General features: G+C 61.8%; 23 protein-coding genes and 3 pseudogenes. 14 read left to right on the top strand and 12 right to left on the bottom strand.

What is annotated here, in order from left to right:
* The first annotated feature begins 82 nt into the window (after positions 1-82).
* From ACPYOI_RS02575 to ACPYOI_RS02565, 3 genes are all read left to right on the top strand, one after another.
* The gene (locus ACPYOI_RS02575) at positions 83-2272 is read left to right on the top strand and encodes an anthranilate synthase (protein WP_481419118.1); all 2190 of its coding nucleotides are present in this window, start codon (positions 83-85) and stop codon (positions 2270-2272) included.
* 261 nt (positions 2273-2533) lie between these two features.
* Positions 2534-2773 (top strand): hypothetical protein, encoded by a 240-nt coding sequence (locus tag ACPYOI_RS02570; RefSeq protein ID WP_481419119.1) that lies wholly within the window; start codon positions 2534-2536, stop codon positions 2771-2773.
* Positions 2774-2776: 3 nt separating this feature from the next.
* The gene (locus ACPYOI_RS02565) at positions 2777-3466 is read left to right on the top strand and encodes a DUF2161 domain-containing phosphodiesterase (protein WP_481419120.1); all 690 of its coding nucleotides are present in this window, start codon (positions 2777-2779) and stop codon (positions 3464-3466) included.
* 22 nt (positions 3467-3488) lie between these two features.
* Here the strand turns inward: ACPYOI_RS02565 and ACPYOI_RS02560 are convergent, their stop codons facing one another.
* Positions 3489-4169 carry a GNAT family N-acetyltransferase gene (locus tag ACPYOI_RS02560; protein WP_481419121.1) on the bottom strand — a complete coding sequence of 227 codons (681 nt, stop codon included), beginning with the start codon at positions 4167-4169 and terminating at the stop codon, positions 3489-3491.
* The gene (locus tag ACPYOI_RS02555; protein WP_481419122.1) at positions 4166-4651 is read right to left on the bottom strand and encodes a MarR family winged helix-turn-helix transcriptional regulator; all 486 of its coding nucleotides are present in this window, start codon (positions 4649-4651) and stop codon (positions 4166-4168) included. Before ACPYOI_RS02555 ends, ACPYOI_RS02560 begins: the two co-directional genes overlap by 4 nt.
* 199 nt (positions 4652-4850) lie before the next feature.
* Between ACPYOI_RS02555 and emfA the strand changes: the two genes are divergently transcribed.
* From emfA to ACPYOI_RS02540, 3 genes are all read left to right on the top strand, one after another.
* Positions 4851-5765, top strand: a complete 915-nt coding sequence (emfA, locus tag ACPYOI_RS02550; protein ID WP_481419130.1) for a CDF family cation efflux transporter EmfA — start codon at positions 4851-4853, stop codon at positions 5763-5765.
* Complete coding sequence (queF, locus tag ACPYOI_RS02545) at positions 5766-6230, top strand: preQ(1) synthase (RefSeq protein ID WP_168830449.1); 465 nt, start codon at positions 5766-5768, stop codon at positions 6228-6230.
* 64 nt (positions 6231-6294) lie between these two features.
* Positions 6295-6747 (top strand): hypothetical protein, encoded by a 453-nt coding sequence (locus ACPYOI_RS02540; RefSeq protein ID WP_481419123.1) that lies wholly within the window; start codon positions 6295-6297, stop codon positions 6745-6747.
* Between the two features lie 3 nt (positions 6748-6750).
* Here ACPYOI_RS02540 and ACPYOI_RS02535 read toward each other — a convergent pair whose 3' ends face one another.
* Entirely contained in the window at positions 6751-7515 is a 765-nt protein-coding gene (locus ACPYOI_RS02535) for a DUF2076 domain-containing protein (protein ID WP_481419124.1), read from the bottom strand.
* 101 nt (positions 7516-7616) lie between these two features.
* Positions 7617-8339 carry a hypothetical protein gene (locus ACPYOI_RS02530; RefSeq protein WP_481419125.1) on the bottom strand — a complete coding sequence of 241 codons (723 nt, stop codon included), beginning with the start codon at positions 8337-8339 and terminating at the stop codon, positions 7617-7619.
* 159 nt (positions 8340-8498) lie between these two features.
* On the opposite strand from ACPYOI_RS02530, the gene ACPYOI_RS02525 reads away from it, so the two are divergent.
* On the top strand, positions 8499-9086 hold the full coding sequence (locus ACPYOI_RS02525; RefSeq protein ID WP_168830452.1) for an ATP-dependent Clp protease proteolytic subunit: 588 nt from the start codon (positions 8499-8501) through the stop codon (positions 9084-9086).
* 295 nt (positions 9087-9381) lie between these two features.
* Positions 9382-10401: a hypothetical protein gene (locus ACPYOI_RS02520; RefSeq protein WP_481419126.1), complete on the top strand. Its 1020-nt coding sequence runs from the start codon at positions 9382-9384 to the stop codon at positions 10399-10401.
* 120 nt (positions 10402-10521) lie between these two features.
* Here the strand turns inward: ACPYOI_RS02520 and ACPYOI_RS02515 are convergent.
* A pseudogene (locus ACPYOI_RS02515) lies at positions 10522-11939 on the bottom strand (pyridoxal phosphate-dependent decarboxylase family protein).
* Positions 11940-12122: 183 nt separating this feature from the next.
* Here ACPYOI_RS02515 and ACPYOI_RS02510 point away from each other — a divergent pair.
* Together ACPYOI_RS02510 and leuA are read left to right on the top strand one after the other, a co-directional pair.
* Positions 12123-13307 carry a benzoate/H(+) symporter BenE family transporter gene (locus tag ACPYOI_RS02510; protein ID WP_481419128.1) on the top strand — a complete coding sequence of 395 codons (1185 nt, stop codon included), beginning with the start codon at positions 12123-12125 and terminating at the stop codon, positions 13305-13307.
* A 324-nt stretch (positions 13308-13631) separates the two neighbouring features.
* Positions 13632-15347 carry a 2-isopropylmalate synthase gene (gene leuA / locus ACPYOI_RS02505; RefSeq protein WP_481420067.1) on the top strand — a complete coding sequence of 572 codons (1716 nt, stop codon included), beginning with the start codon at positions 13632-13634 and terminating at the stop codon, positions 15345-15347.
* Positions 15348-15395: 48 nt separating this feature from the next.
* On the opposite strand, the pseudogene ACPYOI_RS02500 reads toward leuA, so the two are convergent.
* Positions 15396-15882 (bottom strand): annotated as a pseudogene (locus ACPYOI_RS02500) (winged helix-turn-helix transcriptional regulator).
* Between ACPYOI_RS02500 and ACPYOI_RS02495 the strand changes: the two are divergent.
* Positions 15881-16846, top strand: a complete 966-nt coding sequence (locus ACPYOI_RS02495) for a quinone oxidoreductase family protein (protein WP_481420066.1) — start codon at positions 15881-15883, stop codon at positions 16844-16846. The pseudogene ACPYOI_RS02500 and the gene ACPYOI_RS02495 sit on opposite strands and share 2 nt — an antisense overlap.
* 5 nt (positions 16847-16851) lie before the next feature.
* On the opposite strand, the gene ACPYOI_RS02490 is transcribed toward ACPYOI_RS02495, so the two are convergent.
* The 3 genes from ACPYOI_RS02490 to ACPYOI_RS02480 form a co-directional block, all read right to left on the bottom strand.
* The gene (locus ACPYOI_RS02490) at positions 16852-17697 is read right to left on the bottom strand and encodes an anti-sigma factor family protein (protein WP_481420065.1); all 846 of its coding nucleotides are present in this window, start codon (positions 17695-17697) and stop codon (positions 16852-16854) included.
* Positions 17698-17699: 2 nt separating this feature from the next.
* A complete protein-coding gene (locus ACPYOI_RS02485; protein ID WP_481420064.1) occupies positions 17700-18203 on the bottom strand; it encodes an RNA polymerase sigma factor in 504 nt (167 codons plus the stop codon).
* 318 nt (positions 18204-18521) lie between these two features.
* A complete protein-coding gene (locus tag ACPYOI_RS02480; RefSeq protein WP_481420063.1) occupies positions 18522-19430 on the bottom strand; it encodes a metallophosphoesterase family protein in 909 nt (302 codons plus the stop codon).
* Between the two features lie 86 nt (positions 19431-19516).
* Here ACPYOI_RS02480 and ACPYOI_RS02475 point away from each other — a divergent pair, with 86 nt between their 5' ends.
* Positions 19517-19978 carry an NUDIX domain-containing protein gene (locus tag ACPYOI_RS02475; RefSeq protein ID WP_481420062.1) on the top strand — a complete coding sequence of 154 codons (462 nt, stop codon included), beginning with the start codon at positions 19517-19519 and terminating at the stop codon, positions 19976-19978.
* 3 nt (positions 19979-19981) lie between these two features.
* Here ACPYOI_RS02475 and ACPYOI_RS02470 read toward each other — a convergent pair whose 3' ends face one another.
* On the bottom strand, positions 19982-20971 hold the full coding sequence (locus ACPYOI_RS02470) for a glutathione S-transferase family protein (protein WP_481422511.1): 990 nt from the start codon (positions 20969-20971) through the stop codon (positions 19982-19984).
* Between the two features lie 208 nt (positions 20972-21179).
* Between ACPYOI_RS02470 and ACPYOI_RS02465 the strand changes: the two are divergent.
* Positions 21180-21748: pseudogene (locus ACPYOI_RS02465) on the top strand (GNAT family N-acetyltransferase).
* Between the two features lie 81 nt (positions 21749-21829).
* A complete protein-coding gene (locus ACPYOI_RS02460) occupies positions 21830-23143 on the top strand; it encodes an MFS transporter (protein ID WP_481420027.1) in 1314 nt (437 codons plus the stop codon).
* A gap of 10 nt (positions 23144-23153) precedes the next feature.
* Here ACPYOI_RS02460 and ACPYOI_RS02455 read toward each other — a convergent pair whose 3' ends face one another.
* Together ACPYOI_RS02455 and ACPYOI_RS02450 are read right to left on the bottom strand one after the other, a co-directional pair.
* On the bottom strand, positions 23154-23573 hold the full coding sequence (locus tag ACPYOI_RS02455) for a GNAT family N-acetyltransferase (protein ID WP_481420026.1): 420 nt from the start codon (positions 23571-23573) through the stop codon (positions 23154-23156).
* Positions 23574-23577: 4 nt separating this feature from the next.
* A complete protein-coding gene (locus ACPYOI_RS02450) occupies positions 23578-25647 on the bottom strand; it encodes a hypothetical protein (protein WP_481420025.1) in 2070 nt (689 codons plus the stop codon).
* Position 25648 lies beyond the last annotated feature (1 nt).

Below are 25648 nucleotides of genomic sequence, written 5' to 3'. Positions count from 1 at the left end.
GAGTGAGCCGCCCGGAAAACGCCAGGCGGCTTTTTTGTTTTCAGGCCGCCTGTCGTCCGGGCCCCGATAACGGAGTGGAACAATGGTAACGATCCTTCGGGATGATGGAGCGGAAATCTACGAGACGCGGGGCGGCGTCACCGTCACGCGGCAGCGCCGGGCGATCCCCTATGCCGATGCCGTGCTATCCTATGTCGACAAGCTCGACGAACGCCGCGGCGCGGTCTTTTCCTCCAATTATGAGTATCCGGGACGTTACACGCGGTGGGATACCGCCGTCGTCGATCCGCCGCTCGGCATTTCCTCGTTCGGCCGCGATGTCTGGATCGAGGCCTACAACGAGCGCGGCGAAGTGCTGCTAGGCTTCGTGACGGAGCGGCTGAAGACGGTGCGCGAGCTTGAGCTTGGCGCCTCCACCGCCCGTCGTCTCGATCTCAAAGTGAAGCTGCCCGACCGGGTGTTCACCGAGGAGGAACGCTCGAAGATGCCGACGGTCTTCACCGTTCTGCGCGCGGTGACCGATCTCTTCTATTCGCAGGCAGATGCCAGCCTCGGCCTTTACGGTGCCTTCGGCTACGATCTCGCCTTCCAGTTCGACGCGATCAACCTGAAGCTCACGCGTCCATCCGACCAGCGCGACATGGTACTTTACCTGCCGGACGAAATTCTGGTGGTGGACAATTATTCCGCCAAGGCCTGGATCGATCGCTACGATTTCGAGAAAGGCGGCGTGACGACCGAGGGCAAGAAGGGCGACATCGCGTCGGAGCCATTCAAGCAGACCGACGCGATCCCGCCGAAAAGCGATCACCGTCCGGGCGAATATGCCGAGCTCGTCGTCAAGGCGAAGGAAAGCTTCCGCAAGGGCGACCTCTTCGAGGTCGTGCCGGGACAGAAGTTCATGGAGCGCTGCGACAGTAAGCCTTCCGACATTTCCAAGCGGCTGAAGGCAATCAATCCGTCGCCCTATTCCTTCTTCATCAATCTCGGAAATCAGGAGTACCTCGTTGGCGCCTCGCCGGAAATGTTCGTGCGCGTCTCCGGCCGCCGCATCGAGACCTGCCCGATATCAGGCACGATCAAGCGCGGCGACGACCCGATCGCCGACAGCGAGCAGATCCTCAAGCTCCTGAATTCAAAGAAAGACGAATCCGAACTGACCATGTGCTCGGACGTTGATCGCAACGACAAGAGCCGCGTCTGCGAGCCGGGGTCGGTCAAGGTGATCGGCCGTCGGCAGATCGAGATGTATTCGCGGCTGATCCACACGGTCGATCATATCGAGGGACGGCTTCGTGACGACATGGATGCCTTCGATGGCTTCCTCAGCCACGCATGGGCTGTCACCGTCACCGGCGCGCCGAAGCTCTGGGCGATGCGCTTCATTGAAAGCCATGAGAAGAGCCCGCGCGCATGGTATGGCGGGGCGATCGGCATGGTCGGCTTCAACGGCGACATGAACACCGGGCTGACGCTGCGCACCGTGCGTATCAAGGACGGGATCGCCGAAGTCAGGGCAGGGGCGACCCTGCTCAACGATTCCGATCCGCATGAAGAAGAAGCAGAAACCGAACTGAAGGCCTCCGCCATGCTTTCCGCCATCCGCGATGCCAGGGCCGGCAACGCCGGCAAGGTGAGCCGCGACGTCGCTGCCGTCGGCAAGGGTGTCAACATCCTGTTGATCGACCACGAAGACAGTTTCGTTCATACGCTCGCCAACTACTTTCGCCAGACGGGCGCGACGGTCTCGACCGTGCGCACCCCCGTTCCGGACGAGATTTTCGACCGATTGAACCCCGATCTCGTCGTGCTGTCGCCGGGGCCGGGCAATCCGAAGGATTTCGACTGCAAGGCGACGATCAAGAAGGCGCGGGCGCGCAACCTGCCGATCTTCGGCGTCTGCCTGGGCCTTCAGGCTCTGGCCGAAGCCTATGGCGGGGAACTGCGCCATCTGGCGGTGCCGATGCACGGCAAGCCCTCGCGCATCCGCGTGCTCGAGCCCGGCATCGTCTTCTCCGGCCTCGCCAAGGAAGTCACCGTCGGACGCTATCACTCGATCTTTGCCGATCCCTCGACGCTGCCGCGTGAGTTTATGATCACGGCGGAAAGCGAAGACGGCACGATCATGGGCATCGAGCACACCAAGGAGCCGGTCGCGGCGGTGCAGTTCCACCCGGAATCGATCATGACGCTCGGCGGTGATGCCGGCATGCGGATGATCGAGAACGTCGTGGCGCATCTGGCGCGCAAGGTGAAGACGAAGGCGGCTTGAGGCGAGGGGCGGGGCCTTCCCGCTCTTGAAGTCCCACACCCGGAGCCCCCTCATCCGGCTGCCGCCACCTTCTCCCCCAGGGGAGAAGAGATATGCCGCGCCGCCTCGTGTTCCCTTCTCCCCAGCGGGGAGAAGGTGGCGGCAGCCGGATGAGGGGGGCTACTTGCTCTTCCTCGCAATTTCCAGCAATCCGCCGCCTAACCGGTTGACTTCCCGTCCCAAATCAGAACATTTCAGGAACGATGAATAAGGAATGTCGTCGTGGCCAATGCTGAGAAGTTTATCGTCCTTCCCTACCGCAAGACCCGGGGCAATCTGGTGCCGGGCGAGATGCGCCAGGCATCGAACGCCGTGAGTGCGGAGAAGATTGCGAACGCCATGGCCTCGCGCTTCGTCGGTGTCGCTGCCTATGCTGTCATCGTCGATGAGGAGTCCGGCGATATGTCGTCGCCGCGGCTGCTGGTCCGGCATGGCGAAATTGCCGATCTCAACCCTGCATAACCGATGGAAACGTCGCTCTATCTACCGGCCAAAGGCTTTCTCGAAGCGGCGGGCTATGTCGTCAAGGGTGAGATCGGCGGATGCGATCTCGTTGGCCTGAGCGAGGGAGAGCCGCCTGTCGTCGTGGTCTGCGAGCTGAAGCTCAGCTTCAATCTCGAGCTTGTCCTGCAGGCGGTCGATCGGGCGGCGATGAGCGACGAAGTGTGGATCGCTGCGCGCGTTTCCGCCAAAGGACGCGGGCGCGAGGCGGACAAGCGCTATCGCGATCTCTGCCGTCGGCTGGGGATCGGCATGCTCGGCGTCTCCGATGCCGGTGAGGTCAGTGTCATCGTCAGCTCCGTTTCGCCGATGCCTCGCACCAATCCGAAGCGCCGTTCGCGTCTCGTCAGGGAACATCAGCGGCGCCGCGGCGATCCTGCCGTCGGCGGCAGCACGCGTGCGCCTGTGATGACCGCCTACCGCCAGCGGGCGCTGATCTGCGCCGCTGCCCTCCAGCAGGGGTTGGTCAGGCCGCGCGATATGAAGGCGCTGGCGCCGGATGCCGGGAAGATCCTGCTCGGCAACGTCTATGGCTGGTTCGAGCGGCAGGACAAGGGCGTCTACGCCTTGACGCCCTCAGGCGAGGCGGCGCTCATCCGCTGGCCGCAGAGCGTCGGTGTCGCCGGCGGCAACGTATCGGACGCGGTAGACTAATGGCCTGAGCGTCGGATGCGGGCTAGTCCTGGCGCTTGACGATCCTGAGGTTCATCTCCGAACGCAGTTCGAAGCCAAGCTTCCGGTAGAGCCCAATGGCGCCAGTATTCGTCGCATAGGCGTGCAGATAAGCCGTCGCGCCGGTCGAGGCGATATGGCCGGCGACGAAGCGAAAGAGCAGGGTGCCGAGGCCGCCCCCTTGGAAATCAGGATGGGTACAGAGACCGCTGAGCTCGGTGAAACCCGTCTGCCGCAGCCGCTGGCCCGCCATGGCGATCAAGCGACCATCGCTTTTGATGCCCCAGAAGGTGCCGAGCCTCTGTGCACCTGATGTGAAGGGTCCGGGCTTCGTTAGCATGGCGAGCGCGAGCATCTCCTCGGCATCGGCTTCGGTAAGCGGAGCGATGCGAGGGTCGGAGACCGGTTCATGCGGCGCCTTTGCGACCATCTGCACAAGCGTGGCTTCCAGAATGATGTCGAGGCTGTCAGGAATTGCGATCGGTCCGGCTTCCACGAGCGCCATGGCATCGTCCGGTTTCGGAAGCTTCGTCAGCGCCTCGAGGCTTTCAGGGCTTGCGTCCGCTGACGCGGCAAAGGGTACGATCGTGGGCGGATAGCGCCTTGCGAGCGGGCTCCCTTCGGCAAGGCCGGCATGCGCCGTCTCCAGCGCGCTCCAGATCGGACGATCGAGAATATGTGTCATTTCCTCCCCTCGGGCGCACGGCGCGCGAGAGGCGCTTCCGCCAGCCCATCTTCGATTGCGGCCAACTGATCCAGGATCGGTCCTTCAAGGGCGCCGCAGAGATCGGTGACGGCGGCTGCGATGCGCGGCCAGACTTCAGTCTTCGAATAGTCGACGAGCCCTTGACCCTTCGCCGTCAGCGACACCAGCCTGCGGCGCTGATCGTCCGGGGCAGGCTGCATGTCGACGAAACCGAGTTCGAGGAGTTGGCTGACGGTCCGCGTCGCGCCCGGCTGGGTGATGCCGACCGACTGGGCGAGTTCGCCGACCGTCAGCGGCCCAGCCCGGTCGATCGCTGCTAGGAAAGGGTATTGCCCCGCCTGGATGCCGAGACCCGCTTCTTCGATGATCTGCTGCGTATCGGCTTGCAGGCGCTCGCCGATGCGGCGCAGCCGGCTGCCGAGAGTGAGGAATCCGGATGCTCGCACGATGTCTTCGATCACAGTCCGCTCCATTTGCATGCGCATTTATATAACGTGTTATATAAATTGCCAGTCTAAGTTTGCAAGCATTGACCTTTGACAAAACACCGATCCTTCCCCATATCACCGGCATTGGCCGCCTGCGCGATTCTCGCGCGGGCGGTTTTGCGTTTGAATGGGCTAAGTGCTGCAATTCATTCGCATCCGCAGAGGGATCGAGATGGACGGACAAGGCAATCTCACGGTACAGCGGCTGGCCTTTTGGGGCATTCCGCTGTCACTCGGCGTCATGGGCCTGAAGATGGTGGCCTGGTGGGTGACGGGGTCGGTCGCGCTGCTGTCCGACGGGCTTGAATCGACCGTCAATGTCGTTGCTGCCTGCATTGCCTACTTCGTCATCCGCTATGCGCAGAAGCCGGCGGATCACGACCATCCGTTCGGGCACCACAAGGCCGAATATCTTTCGGCGGTCACCGAAGGCGCGCTCATTGTCGTCGCGGCGCTGATGATCGTCAACGAAGCGATCGGTCATCTGGCCGCGCCGCGCATGCTCGATGCGCCGGTGCTCGGTCTTGCGATCAATTTCGGAGCCGGCGTGATCAATGCCGTATGGGCTCGTTTGCTCATCCGCACGGGCCGGAAATATCGGTCGGCGGCCCTTGTTGCCGACGGCCAGCATATCATGTCGGATGTGGTAACCTCCGTCGGCGTGCTCATTGGCCTGCTTCTGGTGATTGCGACCGGATATGCGATCTTCGACCCGGTGCTTGCGATCCTGGTCGCCATCAACATTATCTATCAGGGCTGGAAGGTGATCTCGCATTCGATCGGCGGTCTGATGGATCAGGCGGTGGAGCCAGAGGAGGAAGAGGCAATCAAGCAGGCGATCGCCACGCATGCGGCGGGATCGATCGGCGTTCACGACCTGAAGACCCGCCGGGCAGGATCTGTCACCTTCGTTGATTTTCATCTTGTGGTTCCGGCTGCAATGCCGGTAAGGCAGGCACATGATATCTGCGATCGCCTTGAAGATGCCATCCGCGCGGTGCATCCGGGCGCCAGCATTGCCATCCACGTCGAGCCCGAGGGCGAAAGGGCCCATGGAATCCGCGTCAAAGTCGTAAGGGACGCCTAAATGCCGAAGACCGATGTTTCCAGCCTTTCGATGCTGGGCACGCAAACCGAAACAGCCAAGTCGCCGGAAGAGGCGGTGCTGGAAAAGGTGCCGTCGAACCATCCCGGCACCGAGTACGTGGTGCGCTTTACTGCGCCGGAGTTCACCTCCCTATGCCCGATGACCGGGCAGCCGGATTTCGCCCATATCGTCATCGACTACATTCCGAACGAATGGCTGGTCGAGTCGAAGTCGCTGAAGCTCTTCCTGCATTCCTTCCGCAACCACGGCGCCTTCCACGAAGATTGCTCGATCTATATCGCCAAGCGTCTCGTCGAACTGCTCGATCCGAAGTGGCTCCGGATCGGTGCTTACTGGTATCCGCGCGGCGGCATTCCGATCGACGTCTTCTGGCAGACGGGCAAGCCGCCGGAAGGTGTGTGGCTGCCCGACCAGGGTGTTCCGACCTACCGCGGGCGTGGGTGAGTTTGCGCTCGGCGCTGGCCTGCTGGCGACTTGCTTACTTGCCATCGGCGGCTATGCTGTATGAATGAAATTCGCTCAGTTGAAATCCATCGGCCATAATATCGCCGACTCGCTCGCGAGTGGCGTCGGCCTTATGATTGGTCTCTACGAGGTAGATGTCTTTGGCGAAGCGGCGGATAGTTGCGAAGGTTACATCCTTGTGGATTTTATTGCTGGAACGTCTTGTGGCGCTCCCGCTTCGGCCAGTTTGGCTAAAGCGATCACCCTCTATGCACAAGCATTGGATGGGCTCTGTCTGCGGCATGGGCTGAGCGCCCACGCGTTCCAAGAGTTAACTGCGCGCTACTCACTCGGTGTTCATGGTGCCAGGTTTGTTGTAACCGTCGCAGATCAAAATGGGCGCCGCTCGACCGATGAATATCTCGGTGTTCCGGGCGCGCGCCCCAGGGAGCTAGATACAATGGGGCGAGTTCGTACAAAACGGCATCGAACGCCCGGCAGCGATGCGCAGCGCTAAGACTTAGACGTCGTAACTGTCGTCGCCGGACTGATCGTCGGCGAAGTCGTCGTCATTGTTTCCGTCGTTGTTGTAGTCAGCCTGCCGGATATCGCTGTCGTTGTTGTCGTCGGTAGCCTGCGGATTCTGGTCGCCGTAGTAGTTATTGATGGTGGTTTCCTCCGCGGGGGCACTGGCGTTGCCAAGGGGATTGCTGCCGGAAAAAGGCGAGCCCCAGCCGAGCGACGACATGTGGTTGCCGAAGATGCCGCTCAGCGAATTGGCAAGCAGCATGCCGCCCGCCACGCCGGCCGCGGTGCCGAGAGCGCCGCGAAGGAAGCTGCCGCCCGCCGAAGGCGCGCCGGGTTGCGGGTTCCATGGGCCGCTCGGCGGCGGCTGCATCGGACGGGCGTTTTCGTCATAGCCGCGATCCGCATAGGCCTGGCGGGGGGCGTTCCCCCAGGGTCCCGCGGTCTGCGCCGGCGGTTGCGCCTGGCCGGTACCGAAGATCGAGCTTAGGAAGCCGCCGCCCTGTTCGGCTTGGTGATGCTGGCTTTCCCCGGCCTCGAGCTGGCGGACACGCTCTTCGAGTTCCTTGATGTGCTTGGCGGCCGCCTCGAGACCCTTTTCCTGAACGATGACGGCCTGCGCCAGGTAGTATGGCGCATAAGGTTGCTCGCGCACTTGCTGATCAACGAGGGTCTCGGCTTCGCGGTCCCGCGGCGTCGCGGCGGCGGTGCGGACCCTATCGAACAGGCCCGTAAGCAATTGGCGTTCTTCCGGTGACATGGTTGTCTCCTTTGTGTTCGTGCGGACGTGACCGTGAGGATGAGGTAGGAACGGATTCGGGCTTTTCAAAGCCGAAGTCCCGTTACATTTCAGTAAGGTGCCTACGACCGGGCCCAGACACGCAGAGGGCCGAGCAACGCAAAGCCGAGTTCCAATGCGTCGTCCAGATCATCGCCGTGTTCGTAGCCGACGATCGGGAGACCAGGAAAGATTTCGAACGCTTTTTGCAGCAAGCCGGCCCGGATGGTTTTCTCTCTTTTCTTGAAGGCAAAGATGTTCGAATGGCCGACCACGTCCGCGTGGCGGTTGAGAATGCCACCGCCGCAAAGCGCGTCGCTTTCGAAGGCTGCGAGGAAGACGATATCCGGCTCGCTGAGCAGCGCTTCGAGGAAGATGTGCGGCGTCGGCGATGCCGCGCCGGCGCCCCAGGCTCTCTCCCAATCCTGCAACTCGTGCGCCGTGGCGATCCGTTTCCAAGTCAAAGGTTGTTCCTGGGCAACGGGGATCTGATCCGCCCCAATCCCTATCCATTCGGCCTCGAACAGAACCTCGAACCCAAGGGGTGCAAGGTCAAGCGCGGCGTAGCTGTCCTTGACGCTCCATTCACCCTTTCGCGAGCGGACGAGCACGGCGATCGCTTCTTCCTGCTCGCTCGCCGTGTCGCTGCCGGTGAGCGTGACGACGTCCGGATAAAAGGGTGGCGTGCCCTGGCGGTGGAGCCAGAGTGTAGCGGAAAACTCGCCGGGTGAGCCCCGTGCCGCGCAGATGGCATTGCACCAAAGAGCATTGTTGCGGACGGCGGCGCGTAGCAATTCGGATGTCATGTTTTCCTCCGATCGGCCCCCGTGATAGAATGCGAGGATATCGCGGGTTTGTCATAAGAATATCTTCACCCGATCCGGACCTTGTCTTTTTCCTGCATTGTTTTACCCATTGAGTCGCACTATGTGCGAGGAACCGAATTGGACGTAAGAGAGGTTCGAATGTACGAAGAAGAAGAACAGGACGAAAAGACGAAGGAACTGCCGCTCGGCAAGGAAACGGAGGCGAATCTTTTCAAGTCGCGTTCGATCTTCATCTACGGACCGATCAATCAGGAACTGGCGCAAAAGGTCTGCTCGCAGCTCGTGGCGCTCGCCGCAGCCAGCGACGATGATATCCGTATCTATGTCAGTTCGCCGGGCGGTCACGTGGAATCCGGCGATTCGATCCACGATATGGTCAAGTTCATCAAGCCGAAGGTCTGGATGATCGGCACGGGCTGGGTCGCTTCTGCGGGCGCATTGATTTATGTCGCCGCGCCAAGGGAACGCCGCCTTTGCCTGCCGAACACGCGCTTCCTGTTGCACCAGCCGTCCGGCGGCACGCGCGGCATGGCGTCCGACATCGAGATCCAGGCTCGCGAAATCATCAAGATGAACGAGCGCCTGAACAAGATCATGGCAGCGGCAACCGGCCAGCCCTATGAAAAGATCGCCGCCGACACCGACCGCGATTACTGGCTGTCGGCGGACGAAGCCAAGGGTTACGGCTTGGTTTCCCGTATCATCACATCGCAGAGCGAAATCTGATCGCAAGCTTTCATTGAAAGCAACGCCCCTGTTTGCTACCGCAGACAGGGGCGTTTTTATTGGCGGGAGAATACGCGTCCACGCTGGTCTTCTCGCGTGCAATTTCTATCGATGCAACTTCGATGCAAGTTTGGCGCAGGGTGGGCGCCGTATCGTTGCGCCTGTAAGTTGTTCATTCGATAGTTAATGCCGCGCCGTTCAGTTTCTTTTTCATTTTTTGATTTTCAGTCCGTGCCGGATGACCGGCGGAGCAAGCGCGGCAATCAACCAGGCCGGGGGCCGAAAAGGGGGTTGCATGACCAGTGCAGACGGAATTTCGACGCGACGTGATCCATACCAATTTGCGGTGCGGCCGCCCTCTCCACCGAAGATCGACGCCGAACAGGCCTCCTCCCAGGGAGCCGAAAAGCAGGAGCATACTTCTGAAAAAGATAAGGTTCCTGCGGACGTTGTGGGCGCCTCGACCCTCAGGGATGCCGCGGCGCGCTGGCAGGCGATGGCAATCCGCATCTTGCTCGGCGGCGGCGGGGACGACACGTTGAGCGGCGGTGCGAACAGCGCGGTCGATGCCGGAGGCGGTAACGACACGATTGACGTTTGGGAGCACAGCAGCGTCGACGGCGGAGACGGTGGCGACTCCATCCGAGCCTGGTCTGAGAGCAAGGTGCTCGGCGGCGCGGGCGACGACCAGATCGACGTCTGGAGCGAAGGCGACGTCGATGGCGGCGACGGTGACGACAGCATCAAGGCATGGTCGGACAGTCGTGTTTTGGGCGGCGCTGGCAATGACATGATCGACGTCTGGTCTGGCAGCTACGTGGACGGCGGAGCCGGCGACGACGATATCGCGGCATGGTCCGAAACCGACGTCTACGGCGGAGCCGGTGATGACGTTATCAGTGCCTGGTCGGACAGTCGCGTCGATGGCGGCGAGGGCAATGACGTCATTGCGGTGCATTCAGACAGCGTCGCGATCGGCGGAAAGGGCGATGATGACATCAGGTTGGGTCCGGATGCCACCATGCAGTTCTCCGCCGGCGACGGCAAGGATACGGTCCGCATGTTCGTCGGCGGCCAGATCCAGTTCGGCGAAGGCCTGTCGGCGGATAAGATGCGCGTCACCTACGAGAATGGCGATACCATCATTTCTTTCGAGGGCAACGAGACCGACAGGATTACGCTCAAATCCATGATCGGGTCGGTAACGCTGACATTCGCCGATGGAACGACGCAGGAGATCACAAGGGCCGGCGAGCCGTTGAATGCGGAGCTTCATGACGCTTCGGGGCTCGTGAGGGCCTATCACGGAAACTGAGGCCTGCCGGTTTTTCTGGTTTCCCCGATCATCACGTCGTAGAGCGAAATCTGATCCGAGCCTTCAGAAGCGCCCTTGCTTGCTCATCGCAGGCGAGGGCGCTTTTTGTGCGCGGCCTATTCAAAGTTGGAGCTGGCGGCGCGCGCTGCGATAAGCGTCGATGATGGCGTCGGCAGCTCTTGCTGCTTCCGTCAGATCGGTTTGGTAGTTGGTGACAGAAATCCGCATGACCTGCTGTCCTCGCCATAATGCTCCGCCGCAGAATGCGGTTCCATCCCGCTGAAGGGTCTTGATCGCCGCTTGAGTAAGGCTGTCGCCATGCTCCTCGTCGCCAAAGCGAACGATGAGTTGGTTGAGAACGACCTCGTTGAGAAGGGCAATCCCTGGCTCCTGCGACAGGCGGCCGGCCAGAAGGGCGGCAGACTCGCAGGCCTGGTCAACGAGTGCGCGGATACCGTCGCGGCCGAAATGCTTGATCAGGGCCCAGGTCGCGAAGCCGCGCGCTCGGCGTGACAGTTCCGGCACGTAGTGAGACGGGTCACGCTCGCCGTCATTCGTGAGAGGTAGATAGCTTGCGGCGATGGTCATCGCGCGGCGGTGAGCCAACTCGTCGCGGACGATGGCATAACCGCAATCATAGGGCGCCTGCAGCCATTTGTGGCCGTCAACCGCCCAGCTGTCCGCCCCATCAACGCTGGCGGTAAGGTGCCGTTTGTTCGGCGATGCCTGAGCCCACAAGCCGAAGGCACCATCGACATGCACCCACGCCTGCTTGCTCCGGGCAAGCTCGATCAGTTCGGCGAAGCCGTCGCAGGCGCCGGTGTTGATCTGCCCTGCCTGCAGAATCGCAATGCAGGGACCATCGACGGAGGAGATTGCTTCAGAGAAGGCTTGCGGAAGGATTTTACCCTGATTGTCCGTTGCGACGCGCAGGACGCGGTCACGGCCGAGTCCCAGGAACTGCAGCGCGGAAAAGACCGTCGTATGCGCATCGTCGCCGATCAGCACGGATATCGGCGGAGCTCCAAAAAGGCCGTTTGCCTCAACGTCCCATTTGGCGGCATGCAGGACCGCGCCGCGCGCTGCGGCAAGACATGTAAAGTTCGCGACCGTCGCGCCGGTGACAAAGCCGACCGAACTTTGACGCGGTAGGCCGAGAAGCTCGAGCAGCCATTGTGCGGCTGTCGTTTCTGCCGCCGCACTTGCCGGCGAGGCTGCGTGGTTGCCGGCATTCTGTCCCCATGCGCTGGTCAGGAAGTCGGCGGCGACACCCATCGGATGCGAACCACCGATGACCAGCCGAAGAAACGCGGGCCGGTCATGCTGTGCAATCCGGGCTCTGCCTTCAGAGCGAGCTGGTCGAGCACACCGTCCATTGCCATCGGTTGCTCCGGCAATGGCTCTGCAAAGGCCGTGACAGCAGTGGCGTAGTCGAAGGACGGCCGCTGCAGGCGAGTGCCGGCCTCATCGCGAAAGCGCGCCGCAAGCGTCGCGGCCTTCACGAAAAGCGCTTCGTTCCCTTGAGCATCTTTCGTCATGTGCCCTCCAAAATGTCGCCAAGCTGAACGATCCGAACATACACCTTCGCCGAAGAGATGTCGCTCAGGAGGGGGCAGCCTGCGGGCGAGCCACGATGCGCGACCGAATACCAGGGAACTACACTTGCGCGACTCCTGCCGATAATGCTCCATGGCCCCATCCCTGCAGCCACGAGTCTCGTCATGCTTAAAGACTTTTCCGTCCAGGCCCTGTTCATGGGCGTGCTCACCGCCTTCGTCGGTTTTGCCAGTTCGTTCGCCGTCGTGCTGCATGGATTGCAAGCGGTGGGTGCGACGGAGGCCCAGGCAGCTTCAGGTCTCATGGCGCTGTCGATTTCGATGGGGGCATGCGCGATCCTTTTGAGCGCCGTGACCAAGCTCCCGGTCAGCATAGCGTGGTCGACGCCGGGGGCAGCGCTTCTTGCCAGTACCGGGGCGATCGAGGGTGGGTTCAATGCAGCCGTCGGTGCCTTCCTGATCTGCGCGGTGCTGATCGTCATCGCCGGCCTCTTCAAGCCGCTGGGGCGGGCGGTCGCCGCAATTCCGGCGGCACTCGCCAATGCCATGCTTGCCGGGGTGCTGCTCGGGTTGTGCTTTGCGCCGGTAAAGGCCATCGGCTTCAACCCGCTGCTCGGGCTTCCCATCGTTCTGACATGGATCGTCGTGGGTGCATTCAAGCGGCTCTGGGCTGTCCCCGCCGCGCTCGTCGCTTTCGTGCTCGTGTTGACATTCGGCGTCGAGATCCCGGAGGGCGCGCTTGCTTCGCTCGGACGGTCGCTGGTGCCGACCGTCGAGATCGTTCATCCGGTCTTCAATCTTGCCGGCTTCGTTTCGATCGCGCTGCCGCTCTTCATCGTCACCATGGCCTCGCAGAATATTCCGGGCATAGCGGTGCTGAAGGTCAATCATTATGATCCGATGCCTGGCCCGCTCTTTGCCGTCACCGGTTTCTTCTCGGTTCTTTCCGCGCCCTTCGGCGGCCACGCTGTCAATCTGGCGGCGATCACCGCGGCAATGTGCGCAGGGCAGGACGCTCATCCGGATCCGAAGCGCCGCTATTGGGCTGCCCTGATCTCCGGCGCCGGTTATGTGGTGCTGGGCCTGCTTGCCGGCGTCGTGACGGCGTTCGTGGCGCTGGCGCCGCCGATCCTGATCCAGGCGGTTGCGGGTCTTGCGCTGGTCGGCGCCTTCTCGGGTTCGGCGATGGCGGCCTTCCAGGCGCCGGAATCGCGCGAGGCGGCGGCGATCACCTTCCTTGTAACGGCGTCCGGCGTTTCCTTTGGCGGCATTTCCGGCGCTTTCTGGGGGCTGGTCGCCGGCGGGCTGATGCTGGCATTGTCCCGCGCGGTGCAAGCGGCGAAAAAATAGGCGGGGGTTGCCAGCTTATTGTTCGGCGGCTATAAGCGCGGTCATGAAGATCACGGGTGCAAAGATTTCCGATACGATTGTCCAGGGGCGCGTTGCCCTGCGTGACAATACGCGCGCCCTGACGTCGCTTCTTCTCCTCGGCCTTACGCGCGGTTGCCGGGTTCGTTGAGGAGCGCCCGGCGGCCGAAAGCCCGCCAGGTAATCGCTCCTCGCGACTGATCCCTTTAGAACCAAGATAGACCAATAAGGTCCGCATTTGCTGTCGCCAAGCTCGCTACGATGGGCTAATAGGCGGGGCAAGATGCCGGGACGAGGAAGAAACGAATGGACGCGAAGACGCAAAATCCCGCAAAAGGCATGCAATCCGCCGCGGTGAAATACCGCCCCTATCCGCAGGTGAACATTCCCGACCGCACCTGGCCGACGAAGACGATCACCAAGGCCCCGGTATGGTGCTCGGTCGATCTGCGCGACGGCAACCAGGCGCTGGTCGACCCCATGGGCCACGACCGCAAGGCCCGCATGTTTCAGCTACTGCTCGACATGGGCTTCAAGGAAATCGAGATTGGTTTCCCTTCCGCCTCGCAGACCGATTTCGATTTCGCGTGCTGGTGCGTGGAGCAGGGCAATGTGCCCGACGACGTGTCGCTGCAGGTGCTGGTGCAGTGCCGTCCAGAGCTGATCACCCGTACGTTCGAGGCGCTGGAAGGCGCGAACCGTCCGATCGTCCATTTTTACAATTCCACCAGCGAGTTGCAGCGCCGCGTCGTCTTCGCCAAGGATGTTACCGGGATCAAGCAGATCGCCGTTGATGCGGCGAAGATGATCTCCGACATGGCGGCGAAGGCCGGCGGCGGCTATCGCTTCGAATATTCGCCGGAAAGCTTTACGGGCACCGAACTCGAGGTGGCGCTGGAAATCTGCAACGCCGTCATCGAGGTGATGAAGCCGACGCCTGACAACAAGCTGATCATCAACCTGCCGTCTACCGTCGAGATGGCGACGCCGAACGTCTATGCCGATCAGATCGAGTGGATGTGCCGCAATCTCGACAATCGCGAGAACCTGATCGTCTCGCTGCATCCGCACAACGACCGCGGCACCGGTATCGCGGCCGCCGAACTGGCATTGCTGGCGGGCGCCGATCGCGTCGAAGGCACGCTCTTCGGCAACGGCGAGCGCACCGGCAACGTCGACGTCGTTACCATGGCGCTGAACATGTTCACGCAGGGCGTCGACCCGGAACTCGACTGCTCGAACATCGTGCGGATGAAGGAAGTTTTCGAATATTCCAACCAGATGCCGATCGGCGAGCGCCACCCCTATGTCGGCGAACTGGTCTACACGGCCTTCTCCGGCTCGCATCAGGACGCGATCAACAAGGGGATGAAGGCGGCGCAGGTCGCCAATCATCCTGTCTGGGAAGTGCCGTACCTGCCAATCGATCCCCGCGACGTCGGCCGCTCCTACGAGGCGATCATCCGGATCAACTCGCAGTCGGGCAAGGGCGGTATCGCCTATATCCTGCAGCAGGACTATGGGCTCAATCTGCCGCGCAATCTGCAGGTCGAGTTCCGAGAAGAAATCCAGCGCATTACCGATGAAGAGGGCAAGGAGCTGCCGTCGCGCCGCATCTACGACCGCTTCATCGAGCGCTACGTGACGCAGCCGCAGGGCCGCATCAAGTTTGTCGATCACCACACCTATGCCGATCCGGAGCGCAAGGGGCAGCGCATCGTTGCCGCCGAGATCATCGACAAGGGTGAGACGAAGCGCATCGAGGGCAAGGGCAACGGCCCTGTCGATGGCTTCATCAACGCGCTCTCGCACTATCTCGGCATCGAAATGTCGGTCGAGGACTATTCGGAGCATTCGTTGCAACACGGCTCGAATGCTGCCGCTATCTCTTATGTCGAAACATCCTATCCGGGTGGCAAGCTGTTCGGCGCCGGCATCAGCACCAATATCGTCGGCGCCTCGCTCGAGGCGATCGTATCGGCGGCAAACCGCGTGCTGGATGTGAAGGCCGGTAAAAACTGATCTGAAGATGCTGCGCAGCGGGCTTTGTTCGCTGCGCATCTTTGCCGCTCAGGCGGCGATAGTTTCCGTGCGCGGGCGAACGATGCAATCGGCAATGTCCGCCATATCGTCCTGCGCTTCGGCATGGCGCTGGCCCCATTTGCAGAGCGCCAGCAGCACCGGTTCAAGCTCCAGTCCGAGATCCGTCGCGGTGTATTCCACGCGTGCGGGGACTTCCGCGAAGATCTCGCGCGTCACCAGCCCGTGCTCTTCCATTTCGCGCAGCTGCTGAATCAGTACCTTCTGGGTGATCTCCGGCATCATGCGCTTGAGCTCCGAGAGGCGCTTCGGTCCGCTGAAGATGTAATAGAGAATGACCGGTTTCCAGCGCCCGGCGATGACCTTCAGAGCGCGCTCTACCGGCAATTTCGGCAGTCTTTTGATCGGTTCCGCCATGGTCACCTCCTGGTGGGTATGGCACGAAAGAGTGTGTATTTTTCCCATCGAGCTTACGGGTAAAGCGCTGCTCACGCCATTCAAACGTGAGGTCTGTCATGAAAGCGGTGCGCTTTGACCATTTCGGTCCCCCTGAGGTTCTCAAAATTGTCGAGGTGCCGAAACCGGTGCCCCGCCGAGGTGAGGTCCTGGTTCGCGTCCATGCCGCGGGCATCAATTTTTTCGAAGTGCTGATGCGCGCGGACCGCTATGCCGTGACACCGGAATTGCCGATGATCCCCGGCGTTGAAGCCGCAGGCGTCGTCGAGGCGATAGGCGAGGGCGCCGATCTCGCTCTGCTCGGCTCGCGCGTTGCCGTGCCGCTCTTCACCCTGGGACGGGGCGAGGGATACGCGGAGTTCATCGCAGTGCCGGGTGCGTCGGTGATCAACATTCCCGACGCATTGTCGTTCGAGGCGGCGGTAGCGCTGATGGTCCAGGGGCTGACCGCTCTGCACATGATTCGCCAGGCTTCGCCGCGGGGCAAAACCGTCCTTGTCCACGCGGCGGCCGGCGGTGTCGGGTCGCTGCTGGTGCAATTGGCAAAGCGCGAGGGTGCGTCGTCGGTCATTGCGACAGCAAGCAGCGAGAAGAAGCTGTCTGTGGCTCGTAGGCTCGGGGCGGATGCCGCGGTGGACTATACCGCCGAGGGCTGGCAGAAGGCCCTCAGTGACGGCACGCCTGTCGATCTGATCTACGACACGGTCGGCGGCGAGATGACGCGCGCTTCCCTTGCAGCGCTTGCGCCGGGCGGAGAGCTTGTCTTCGCGGCACTGGGCCGCTTCAGTCTCGAGGCCGCTGACCTGAACGCCATGTTCGGCAAGAACCAGTCGCTGAGGGGATTTGCGCTGCTGCCTTTGCTGCCCGCGACGCTGGAGGGCGACCTCTCCACGCTGTTTTCGCTTGTGGTTTCGGGCGCACTGACGATCCCCGAGGGGGCGAGCTTCCCGCTTGAGAAAGCCGCCGAAGCGCATCGCGCCATAGAGGGCCGGAGCGTTAGCGGAAAGGTGGTGCTTGTGCCTTGAAAGGCTCAGATCGCGGTCGCGACCTCCATCGCGATCTGGCTGAGCGAGGCTTCTGCGGACGGGCCGACGAGGACGTAGGATGTCCCGGCATTGTGCCAGGTGACGAGGCCGATCTCGTCCCTGATCGTTTCCTTGAAGTCCTCGCTGTCCGGTGGCTGGGAATCCTTCCGGAAGCAGATCGAGATGAGGTCGCCGTCCGCGCTTGTATAGACCAGCTGACCGACCGGCCGGCCGTCACCGAGTAGCACGCGGGCGCCCTGGAACGTCCAGCCTTTGTTGGCCAGGTCCGGCACACGAAAGGCGACGCCGACCGTGGAGGTCAGCCAATTGGAGATCTCCTCGGCCTGCGTCGAGGGAATCTCGACGATATGCCGCGGCTGGCGGATCATCAGCCGCTGGTAGGCGGTGACGTCGTTCAGCCAATCCTTGGTGTTCGTGTTGTCGGCAACGGGCTGCGACCCGTCGCCGCGAACGAGGCCGGCAGGAGTCGTTCCCATGAAATAGCCTATGCCGCAGCCGACGACGAAAAGGATGATGGCGGCTGCCAGCGCCTGCGGTCCGCTCGGTGTGAGCTTCATTGCCGGGCGGGTGGCTCGCGGCGCCACGGGCGCCTTGGGCAGCTGAACGCTCTTGATCGAGCGGACGAGTGCCAGCGGAACCGGCTCCTTCAAGATATCCTCCAGGCGGCGGCGCCCGAAATCGGCACCGTGACGGAGCTTGTCGTAAAGCCGGCGCGCACCTTCGTCTGTCGCAATGCGTTGTTCCAGCTCGTGCTTCTGCTCCGGCGTCGTTTCCCCGTCGAGAAGAGCGGTCAGCTGGGCATCAAGCGGCAGTTTCTTGAAATCGGGCAAAGTCAGTACCTGTGAGGATAATTGTCGGCGAGACTCGCAAAGTGAAGCCGTGCCGCGGCAAGCTGTGCCGGAACGCTGCTTGCAGGAATGCCCATGATGTCGGCCGCCTCCTGATAGGTGTGGCCTTCGTTGACAAGCAGGAACACGCTTGAAATGCCTTCGGGCATTTCGGCGATCATTTGATGTATGGCGTCAGTATCGGCAGTGGCTGCGCGGTCTCGCACGGCATCGCGGATATCCGTGACGTTTCCCTTGGAAGCCGGCCGCGCCTTGCGCTTGCGTCCGTCATCGTTCCATTGCTGGCGGGCTAGCGTGTAAACCCAGCTTTCAAGCCTGCCTTCGCCCTTCCATTGGTGGCTCTTTGCCACCGCTCGCTGACAGACTGCCTGCACGAGGTCATCGGCAGCAGCCGCATCGCCTGCAAGTGTCATCGCGAAACGTCGCAACCGCGGCAGCAGACCCACCAAGTCGCGTCTGATATCAATGGTCGTTACAGGCTGACGCATGTCTCATTTCATGAAATGTCGGGCGAAGCACCCGGCGTGGCTAAGCTTTTTATATCGCGTATGTGATCTTTATGAAACAAATTTGCACTGCTTCGCAAGCTTAAGCCAGCGCAATCTTGGAATTCTCAAGGGGTTTCCACGCGGCCGTCGGCGATGTCGCGTTTCAATAGGTCCGATGTCCGTTCAGGCTTTGCGGGAGCTTGGTAAGCTCAGCTGCCTTCGCCGCCACGGCCACCGATTTCATGTGCGGGCTGACGGCCATAGCGGCTGCCTCAGAAAGCGAATCAAAACACTGAGAAACCGATTCCGCTCGTTCCACTAAGCCTTGAAAATATCTACACCATTTTGGAAAACGCCGTCACCCATGTCGTTTAAGCTGAAGCGCTCGCCCGTCAATTCCCATGCGCCAGGGGAACCGTCGATGCTGAAGAGATTATAGGCGGCGCGGGGTTTCAGGCCGCCGGGTCCCTGGGAAGCCGAAGCAATTCCGACGACTGGCACGGGTGCCGTCTGGCCCCGCAGCCAATGGAGCGTATTGAGATGCGTATGGCCATGGATCACCAGTTCCGCGCCGCCTGTCGAAACGACGGCAGCGAAACGCCGGATGCCGATCATGCGTTTATAGAAGGATGTGGCGCCGCGGATCGGCGGATGATGGATCATGACCACGCGAAAGAGGCCGGCCTCGCCGGCGGCGCGCAGGATGTTGACGGTTTCGCGCGCCTGCCTCTGGCTGAAAAAGCCGCTGGCAGCAAAAGGCGGTGTGGCGACGGCAGTCGAGCAGCCGATGAGCGCCACTTTGTCGCGGACACGCAAATAGGGAAAAATGTGCTTGTCTTGCCTCCATTCGGCGGGAGCCAGATCGCCGCGGACATAGTCATACCAGGCCCGCATGGATTTCTCGTAGGCGCCCGGAACATAGGCGTCGTGATTGCCCGGTACGATGGAGGTTTCAACCGGGTCGCCGAGAGCGCGCAGCCAGGCGGCGGCGGAACGGATCTCGATTGCGCTTGACAGGTTCACCAGATCGCCGGTCACGGCGAGGTGGTCCGCATGCCGGTCGCGGATGTCTTCCAGCAGAACATCCAGCGTGCCGCCGAAAAGGTGCTTGCGCCTGCTGCGGTGCCAGTTCACAAAGCCGGTAATGCGCTTCGAGAAAAGCTCGCGGAAGGAAAGATTGGGAAGTGGGCCGAGGTGAATATCCGAGATATGCGCGAGCTTGAACATGCTACGACACATAGACCAGGATGGTTACAAATCAAACACATCGGATGGAACGAAACGGTGAAAGCAGAGTGATGAGGCCCACGGGGATGTCCTGGAAATCCAAGCTCCTGATGCGGTTTGTGCATGTCTACTTCGCATTCGCACGCGGCATGACGATGGGAGTGCGGGCGGCCTGCTTCGATGCCTCGGGACGGATTTTTCTGGTGCGGCATAGCTATGTTCCGGGCTGGCATATGCCTGGCGGCGGGGTGGAGCGCAACGAGACCGCCGAGGCGGCGCTGGTCAAGGAACTGCGCGAAGAGGGCAACCTCCGTGTCATCGGCAAGGCGCAGCTCTTCCACGTCTATTACAATCAATCGGCGAGCCGCCGTGACCACGTTGTCTTCTACCGCGTCGATGTCGAGCAGACGGCGCCGCGTGCGCCGGATCGCGAAATCGTCGAGTGCGGTTTCTTCGCCGTCGATGCCCTCCCGGACGGCACGACCGACGCCACCCGGCGCCGGCTCAGGGAGTTGAACGGCGATGAGCCCGCCGCTCATTATTGGTAGGATTCAGGCGGCTGCGGCGAGTTTCGCGCGGCCGTGTGGTTGGTCGAGGTCGAGAGCCGGTCCAACTGGGACGATGCCCGTCGGATTGATCGTCTTGTGGCTGCGGTAATAATGCTGCTTGATATGCTGCAAGTTCACCGTCTCCTTCACGCCCGGCGTCTGATAGAGATCGCGCAGGTAGCCGGAGAGGTTCTGGTAGTCTTCGATACGGCGGATATTGCATTTGAAATGGCCGACATAGACCGGATCGAAGCGCACCAGCGTCGTGAACAGCCGCCAATCGGCCTCCGTCAGCCGGTCGCCGAGCAGATAGCGGCTCGTGCGAAGCCGCTCATCCAGCATGTCCAGCGTTTCGAAAATCTTGACGACGTTCTGCTCGTAGGCTTCCTGCGTCGTCGCAAAGCCTGCCTTGTAGACGCCATTGTTGACGGTGTCGTAGACGATCGCATTCAGCGCATCGATATCAGCCCTGAGATCGGCAGGATAGAAATCCGCCTTCGAATCCGTCAGGCCGTCGAAGGCGCTGTTGAACATGCGGATGATCTCGGCGGATTCGTTGTTGACGATGGTACCGTTTTTCTTGTCCCACAGCACGGGAACGGTGACGCGGCCGGAATAATGCGGGTCGGCCTTCCGGTAGATTTCCCAGAGGGTCTTTGCGCCGTAAAGCTGATCGCCGGTGGCGCCGTCGCCGACTTTGAATTCCCAGCCGTTTTCGGCCATCAGCGGATCGACGACCGATACGGAGATGATATTCTCAAGCTTCTTCAGCTTGCGGAAGATCAGCGTGCGGTGCGCCCAGGGGCAGGCGAGTGACACGTAGAGATGATAGCGGTCGGCCTCGGCCTTGAAACCACCGGTGCCTGTCGGTCCCGGCTTTCCATCAGCCGTGACCCAGTTGCGAAACTGAGAGGCTGCGCGCTTGAAATGGCCCTTCGTTTCTTTCGTGTCGTACCAGACGTCCTGCCAGACGCCGTCAACCAGCATGCCCATTATATTCCTCCAGAACTCGTCGTTGGAGTGAACATATCGCAGGCGGCCCGGCTTTGCAGGGTGCAAAGATTGAACAGTGCGTCACACTGTCTTTTGGGATGATTTCATTTTGCGTTGGACGAGGGAAATTTTTCCTGCTATCGGCCTTTTCACATTCGCTCAGGAACCCGATTTTGATGCACGCAACCAGAAGCCTGCGACGACGCTGATGCTCCCGAACGCCCAAGGGCGTGCTCGAGAACCCATCGCTTCTGTCTATCCGGTTTCTGTCTCATCATGCACAAGCACGATCTGGTCTACCTCACTGAGGATGCGTCTCATGACGCAGCTATCGAACACATCAACGAAGAAGCATTCGGTCCCGGCCGGCATACACGTGCTGCCGCCCGCATCCGCGAGCAGGGGCCGCACGATCTGTCGCTCTCCTTCATCTGCACCGATGACGGCGAGACGATCGCTTCAGTGCGACTGACGCCCGTCATGGCAGGGGCTGTGAAAGGGCATCTGCTCGGGCCGCTCGCCGTGCGGCCTTCGCACAAGAATATGGGCATCGGACGCGAACTGGTGCGGATCGCGGTGGAGGCTGCGAGGCGCAGGGGGTCGGAGGCCGTCATTCTCGTCGGCGATCCGCCGTACTATTGCCCGCTTGGCTTCGAGAAGGTCGCCTATAATGCGCTTGCGTTTCCCGGCCCGGTCGATCCCGCCCGCGTTCTCGTCGTGCCGATTGCCGAAGGTACCCATCAGCGTCTCAAGGGCACAATCGGCTGGCGCGAATAGGCTATTTGTTCTATCAAGTCACTGATTTTCCATGAGGCCCGCCATGGGTCAGGTTTCGTCAGCTCTAACAGAGGCGGCAGCATGGGCGGAATTTCAATGGACGAGGCGCTGGATCGTGCCGGAACCGGTGCCTTTCAACGGCGGTTGATGGCGATCTTCGGGCTCGTCTGGGCGGCCGATGCCATGCAGGTCCTTGCCGTCGGTTTCACGGCCGCCTCGATTGCCGCCACGTTCCAGTTGACCGTACCGCAGGCGCTGCAGACCGGAACCCTGTTCTTCCTCGGCATGCTCATCGGCGCCGTGGTCTTCGGCCGGCTCGCCGACAGGATCGGACGGCGCAATGTGCTGATCCTGACGGTCGGATGCGATGCCTTGTTCGGCACGCTCTCGATCTTCGCTCCGTATTTCGCCAGTCTGCTGGTTCTGCGGTTCCTGACCGGGGTGGCCGTCGGCGGTACCTTGCCGGTCGACTATTCGATGATGGCGGAGTTCCTGCCCGCAAAGAATCGCGGCCGATGGCTGGTGGCGCTTGAGGGATTCTGGGCGATCGGCACGCTGATCGTCGCCCTTGCCGCATGGGCTGCCAGCGTTGCGGGCGTTACAGATCCCTGGCGTTATATTTTCGCGGTGACGGCGGTACCGGCGATCCTCGGAATCGGACTGCGATTTTTCGTGCCGGAATCACCGCTCTACTTGTTGCGAAAGGGCCGCGCCGAAGAAGCCAAGGCGATCGTCAACCGCATGCTCAGACGTCACGGCAAGCCGGAGCTTGGTGCCGCCGACCAAATCGTGCCGGCGCCGCATGCCGCTGCCGAAGGCCTCTTTACCGCCTCGCTTCGCCGCCGGAGCCTGATGATCCTGGCGATCTGGTTCCTCGTTTCGGTTTCCTACTACGGCGTCTTCACCTGGATGCCCGCAAAGCTTGCCGGCGACGGCTTCGGCTTCGTGCGCGGTTATGGCTTTCTGGTATTCGTGGCGCTCGCCCAGATCCCCGGCTACGCGCTTGCGGCCTATGGCGTCGAGAAATGGGGCAGGCGGCCGACGCTGGTCGGCTTCTGCCTGCTTTCTGCAGCGGGATGCCTGCTCTTCGTGCTTTCGCCTGACGATATGCTGATCGGAGCATCGCTGCTGATCATGAGCTTCGCCCTGCTTGGGACATGGGGTGCGCTCTATGCCTATACGCCGGAACTTTATCCGACGGCATCGCGCGCCACCGGCATGGGTGCGGCAGGCGCCATAGCACGGCTCGGCGGCCTTATTGCCCCGTCACTGATGGCATTAGTGGTATCGCAGGGGCTCGGGGTTGCGATCGGGCTCTTTGCGGGGTTTCTGATCGTCGCGGCCATCGCGGCGCTCGCGATCGATACCGAAACGCGGCAGGTCTCGCTCGCCTAGGCTCCTGACCCTAAGCGAGACTCTTGCGCAGGAACGTCCGGCTCCGACCTTTCGGAAACTCCGGCAATTCGCCGAAGATCTCGTAACCCGCCCGCTGGTAGGCGCGGAGCGCCTGAGGATTGAAGGTATCGATCCAGGCGCCGTGACAGCCGCGGGCTTTGGCCTCTTCCTCGGCGTTGGCAAGGATCTTTCCGGCCAAGCCTTTGCCGCGCTGGGTCTCCGGGATGTACAGGTTCTGCGTGAAGAGCCAACCCCAGGCGGTATAACCGGAAAGCCCGCCTGTTACCTTGCCGTCCGTGTCGCGGATGAGGAGGGCAAGCGGCTGACGTTCCGAAGGGCCGACGTCCTCAATGTTGAAGGCGCCGAGCGCGTCCTGGATGGCGGCAAGCTCTTCCGGGGAGGGCGATCCAGTCAGTTCGAATTCCGGCATGGCCTCATCGCCCTTCGCGCCACCACATGGCGCCGAAGGCAAGCAGCAGCACACCGACGCCGGCAAAGCCGGCAAAGAGCGGCAAGGTATTGATGCCCTTCAGGACGGTCTCGTTCGTCAGCTTGATCTGCATGCGGTCGTTGTCGGCAACGCGAATCTGGCCGCGGACCGGCAGGATCGGCGGAACCTCGACCGCTCCGCTCGCATCCGAAACGCGGGCAACAAGGCCGCGCGTCTTGCCGGCGATCGGCTTCAGCACGTCACCGGTCGAAATCATCGCCTTGAATTCCGGCGCATCGACCGCGCCGACATGGACGAGCGTCATGAGGTCGCCGTTGCGGATCTCGAAGAGGCCGATCTCGTCCATCTTCTTCTCGGCCTTGAAGAGACCGGGTTCGGATTGCGTCAGCGGCAGCGTTTCCGTCCTGCCAGAAGGGTATCGGATCGTGGCGTCGCCCGGATTGTCGCCGAGCGTCTGGCGGGTGATCTCAAGCGTGCGGCCGGAGGCGCGGGCCGTCAGAGCCTCTTCTTCGAGAGCCGGTTCCTTCATCAGCCAGTGGGCGATGCGGCGATAGAGCGAGACGTGCGGACCGCCGCCCTCGAAGCCGCGGGCCCAGAGCCAGCCCTGGTCGGAGAGCAGCATGGCGACGCGGCCCTGGCCGGCGCGGTTCAAGACCAGCAGCGGATGATTGTCGGCGCCGACCATCACCGTCTGGCCTTGCGGCGGTTCAACATCGACGCTACGGAACCAGCGGCCCCAATGCGGCGGCTCGTCGGCGGAACCATCGAGGCCGCGCGTAACGGGATGCTTTCGGCCTTCCTCGGAAAGGCGCGGATAAAACGCCTTGTCGATCATCCGGCCGGTCGGCTGCGCCGGAAGTACGGACGCAAGTGGCGTCAGCGCAATCGAATCCTGACCGGCATGTTCGGGACCTGCGGCAATCAGCAGCGCGCCGCCGTTTTCGACATATTGGGCGATGTAATCATAGTAGAGGATCGGTAGCACGCCGCGGTGCTGGTAGCGGTCGAAAATGATCAGGTCGAAGTCCTTGATCTTGTCGACGAACAGTTCGCGCGTCGGAAAGGCGATCAGCGAAAGCTCGTTGATCGGCGTGCCGTCCTGCTTTTCGGGCGGGCGCAGAATGGTGAAGTGGACCAGGTCGACAGAAGCGTCAGACTTCAAAAGATTGCGCCAGGCGCGTTCGCCGGCATGCGGCTCGCCGGAGACCAGAAGTACACGCAGGTTTTCGCGGATGCCGTCGATGACATGGACGGCGCGGTTGTTTGCCTCCGTCACTTCACCCGGCAGCCCGGCAACCGAGAATTCCAATACGTTGCTGCCGCCGCGCGCAACCCTGAAGGAAAACGGCGTATCCTGACCCGGAGTCGCTTGCAGCGTGGCAATCTCGTCGCCATTCAGCTTCACGGTGATCTTGGCCGTATCGCCGGGGCTCGGGCCATCGTCGAAAACGCGAAGGACTAGTTGCTGCTCTTCGTTGACGATGCCGAAGCGCGGCGCCTTGATCACCTCGATGCGGCGGTCGAACTCGTTGGGCTTGCCGGTGATGAGGCCATGGATCGGCGCGTCGAAGCCAAGCGCCTGGTTGATCCCCGGCACATCATGCACCTGGCCGTCCGTGAGCATGATCGCGCCGCCGATACGCGCCGGAGGCACGTCGGCAACGGCAGCCGACAGCGCCGTGAACAGACGGGTGGACGGTGTGTCGGAATCTTCCGGTTCGGTGACATCGACGTATCGCGGCTCGATATTCGGGAAGCGCGCGAGGCGATCCTTGAGCTGCGCCAGCGCATCCTCGGTCACCTTGATGCGGTCCGGGGTCTGCTGGCTCTGGCTGCGATCGACGATGACAGGAACGATCGTCGAAAGCTGGTCGCGGTCTTCCTGCATGAGGAGCGGGTTCGCGAGCGCTGCCAGCAATGCGAGGGCCGCCAGCGTGCGGATCCAGGCGCCACGGATACCGCGCCAGATCGCGAAGGCTGCGACCAGCACAACCACAGCCGCCAGTGCGGCAAGGACCGGCCAAGGAAGGAAAGGCGAAAAATCAAGCGTCATG

The organism is Rhizobium sp. SVR5-2C, assembly GCF_056755115.1.
Note: the sequence above shows the minus strand (reverse complement) of the source record. Positions and strands in the feature narration are given on the sequence as shown.

Coding starts and splice junctions, on each gene's coding strand:
- ACPYOI_RS02575 (WP_481419118.1), top strand. CDS start 83: ATGGTAACGATCCTTCGGGATGATGGAGCGGAAATCTACGAGACGCGG.
- ACPYOI_RS02565 (WP_481419120.1), top strand. CDS start 2,777: ATGGAAACGTCGCTCTATCTACCGGCCAAAGGCTTTCTCGAAGCGGCG.
- ACPYOI_RS02560 (WP_481419121.1), bottom strand. CDS start 4,169: ATGACACATATTCTCGATCGTCCGATCTGGAGCGCGCTGGAGACGGCG.
- emfA (WP_481419130.1), top strand. CDS start 4,851: ATGGACGGACAAGGCAATCTCACGGTACAGCGGCTGGCCTTTTGGGGC.
- queF (WP_168830449.1), top strand. CDS start 5,766: ATGCCGAAGACCGATGTTTCCAGCCTTTCGATGCTGGGCACGCAAACC.
- ACPYOI_RS02540 (WP_481419123.1), top strand. CDS start 6,295: ATGAAATTCGCTCAGTTGAAATCCATCGGCCATAATATCGCCGACTCG.
- ACPYOI_RS02535 (WP_481419124.1), bottom strand. CDS start 7,515: ATGTCACCGGAAGAACGCCAATTGCTTACGGGCCTGTTCGATAGGGTC.
- ACPYOI_RS02530 (WP_481419125.1), bottom strand. CDS start 8,339: ATGACATCCGAATTGCTACGCGCCGCCGTCCGCAACAATGCTCTTTGG.
- ACPYOI_RS02525 (WP_168830452.1), top strand. CDS start 8,499: ATGTACGAAGAAGAAGAACAGGACGAAAAGACGAAGGAACTGCCGCTC.
- ACPYOI_RS02520 (WP_481419126.1), top strand. CDS start 9,382: ATGACCAGTGCAGACGGAATTTCGACGCGACGTGATCCATACCAATTT.
- ACPYOI_RS02510 (WP_481419128.1), top strand. CDS start 12,123: ATGCTTAAAGACTTTTCCGTCCAGGCCCTGTTCATGGGCGTGCTCACC.
- leuA (WP_481420067.1), top strand. CDS start 13,632: ATGGACGCGAAGACGCAAAATCCCGCAAAAGGCATGCAATCCGCCGCG.
- ACPYOI_RS02495 (WP_481420066.1), top strand. CDS start 15,881: ATGAAAGCGGTGCGCTTTGACCATTTCGGTCCCCCTGAGGTTCTCAAA.
- ACPYOI_RS02485 (WP_481420064.1), bottom strand. CDS start 18,203: ATGCGTCAGCCTGTAACGACCATTGATATCAGACGCGACTTGGTGGGT.
- ACPYOI_RS02480 (WP_481420063.1), bottom strand. CDS start 19,430: ATGTTCAAGCTCGCGCATATCTCGGATATTCACCTCGGCCCACTTCCC.
- ACPYOI_RS02475 (WP_481420062.1), top strand. CDS start 19,517: ATGTCCTGGAAATCCAAGCTCCTGATGCGGTTTGTGCATGTCTACTTC.
- ACPYOI_RS02470 (WP_481422511.1), bottom strand. CDS start 20,971: ATGGGCATGCTGGTTGACGGCGTCTGGCAGGACGTCTGGTACGACACG.
- ACPYOI_RS02460 (WP_481420027.1), top strand. CDS start 21,830: ATGGGCGGAATTTCAATGGACGAGGCGCTGGATCGTGCCGGAACCGGT.
- ACPYOI_RS02455 (WP_481420026.1), bottom strand. CDS start 23,573: ATGCCGGAATTCGAACTGACTGGATCGCCCTCCCCGGAAGAGCTTGCC.
- ACPYOI_RS02450 (WP_481420025.1), bottom strand. CDS start 25,647: ATGACGCTTGATTTTTCGCCTTTCCTTCCTTGGCCGGTCCTTGCCGCA.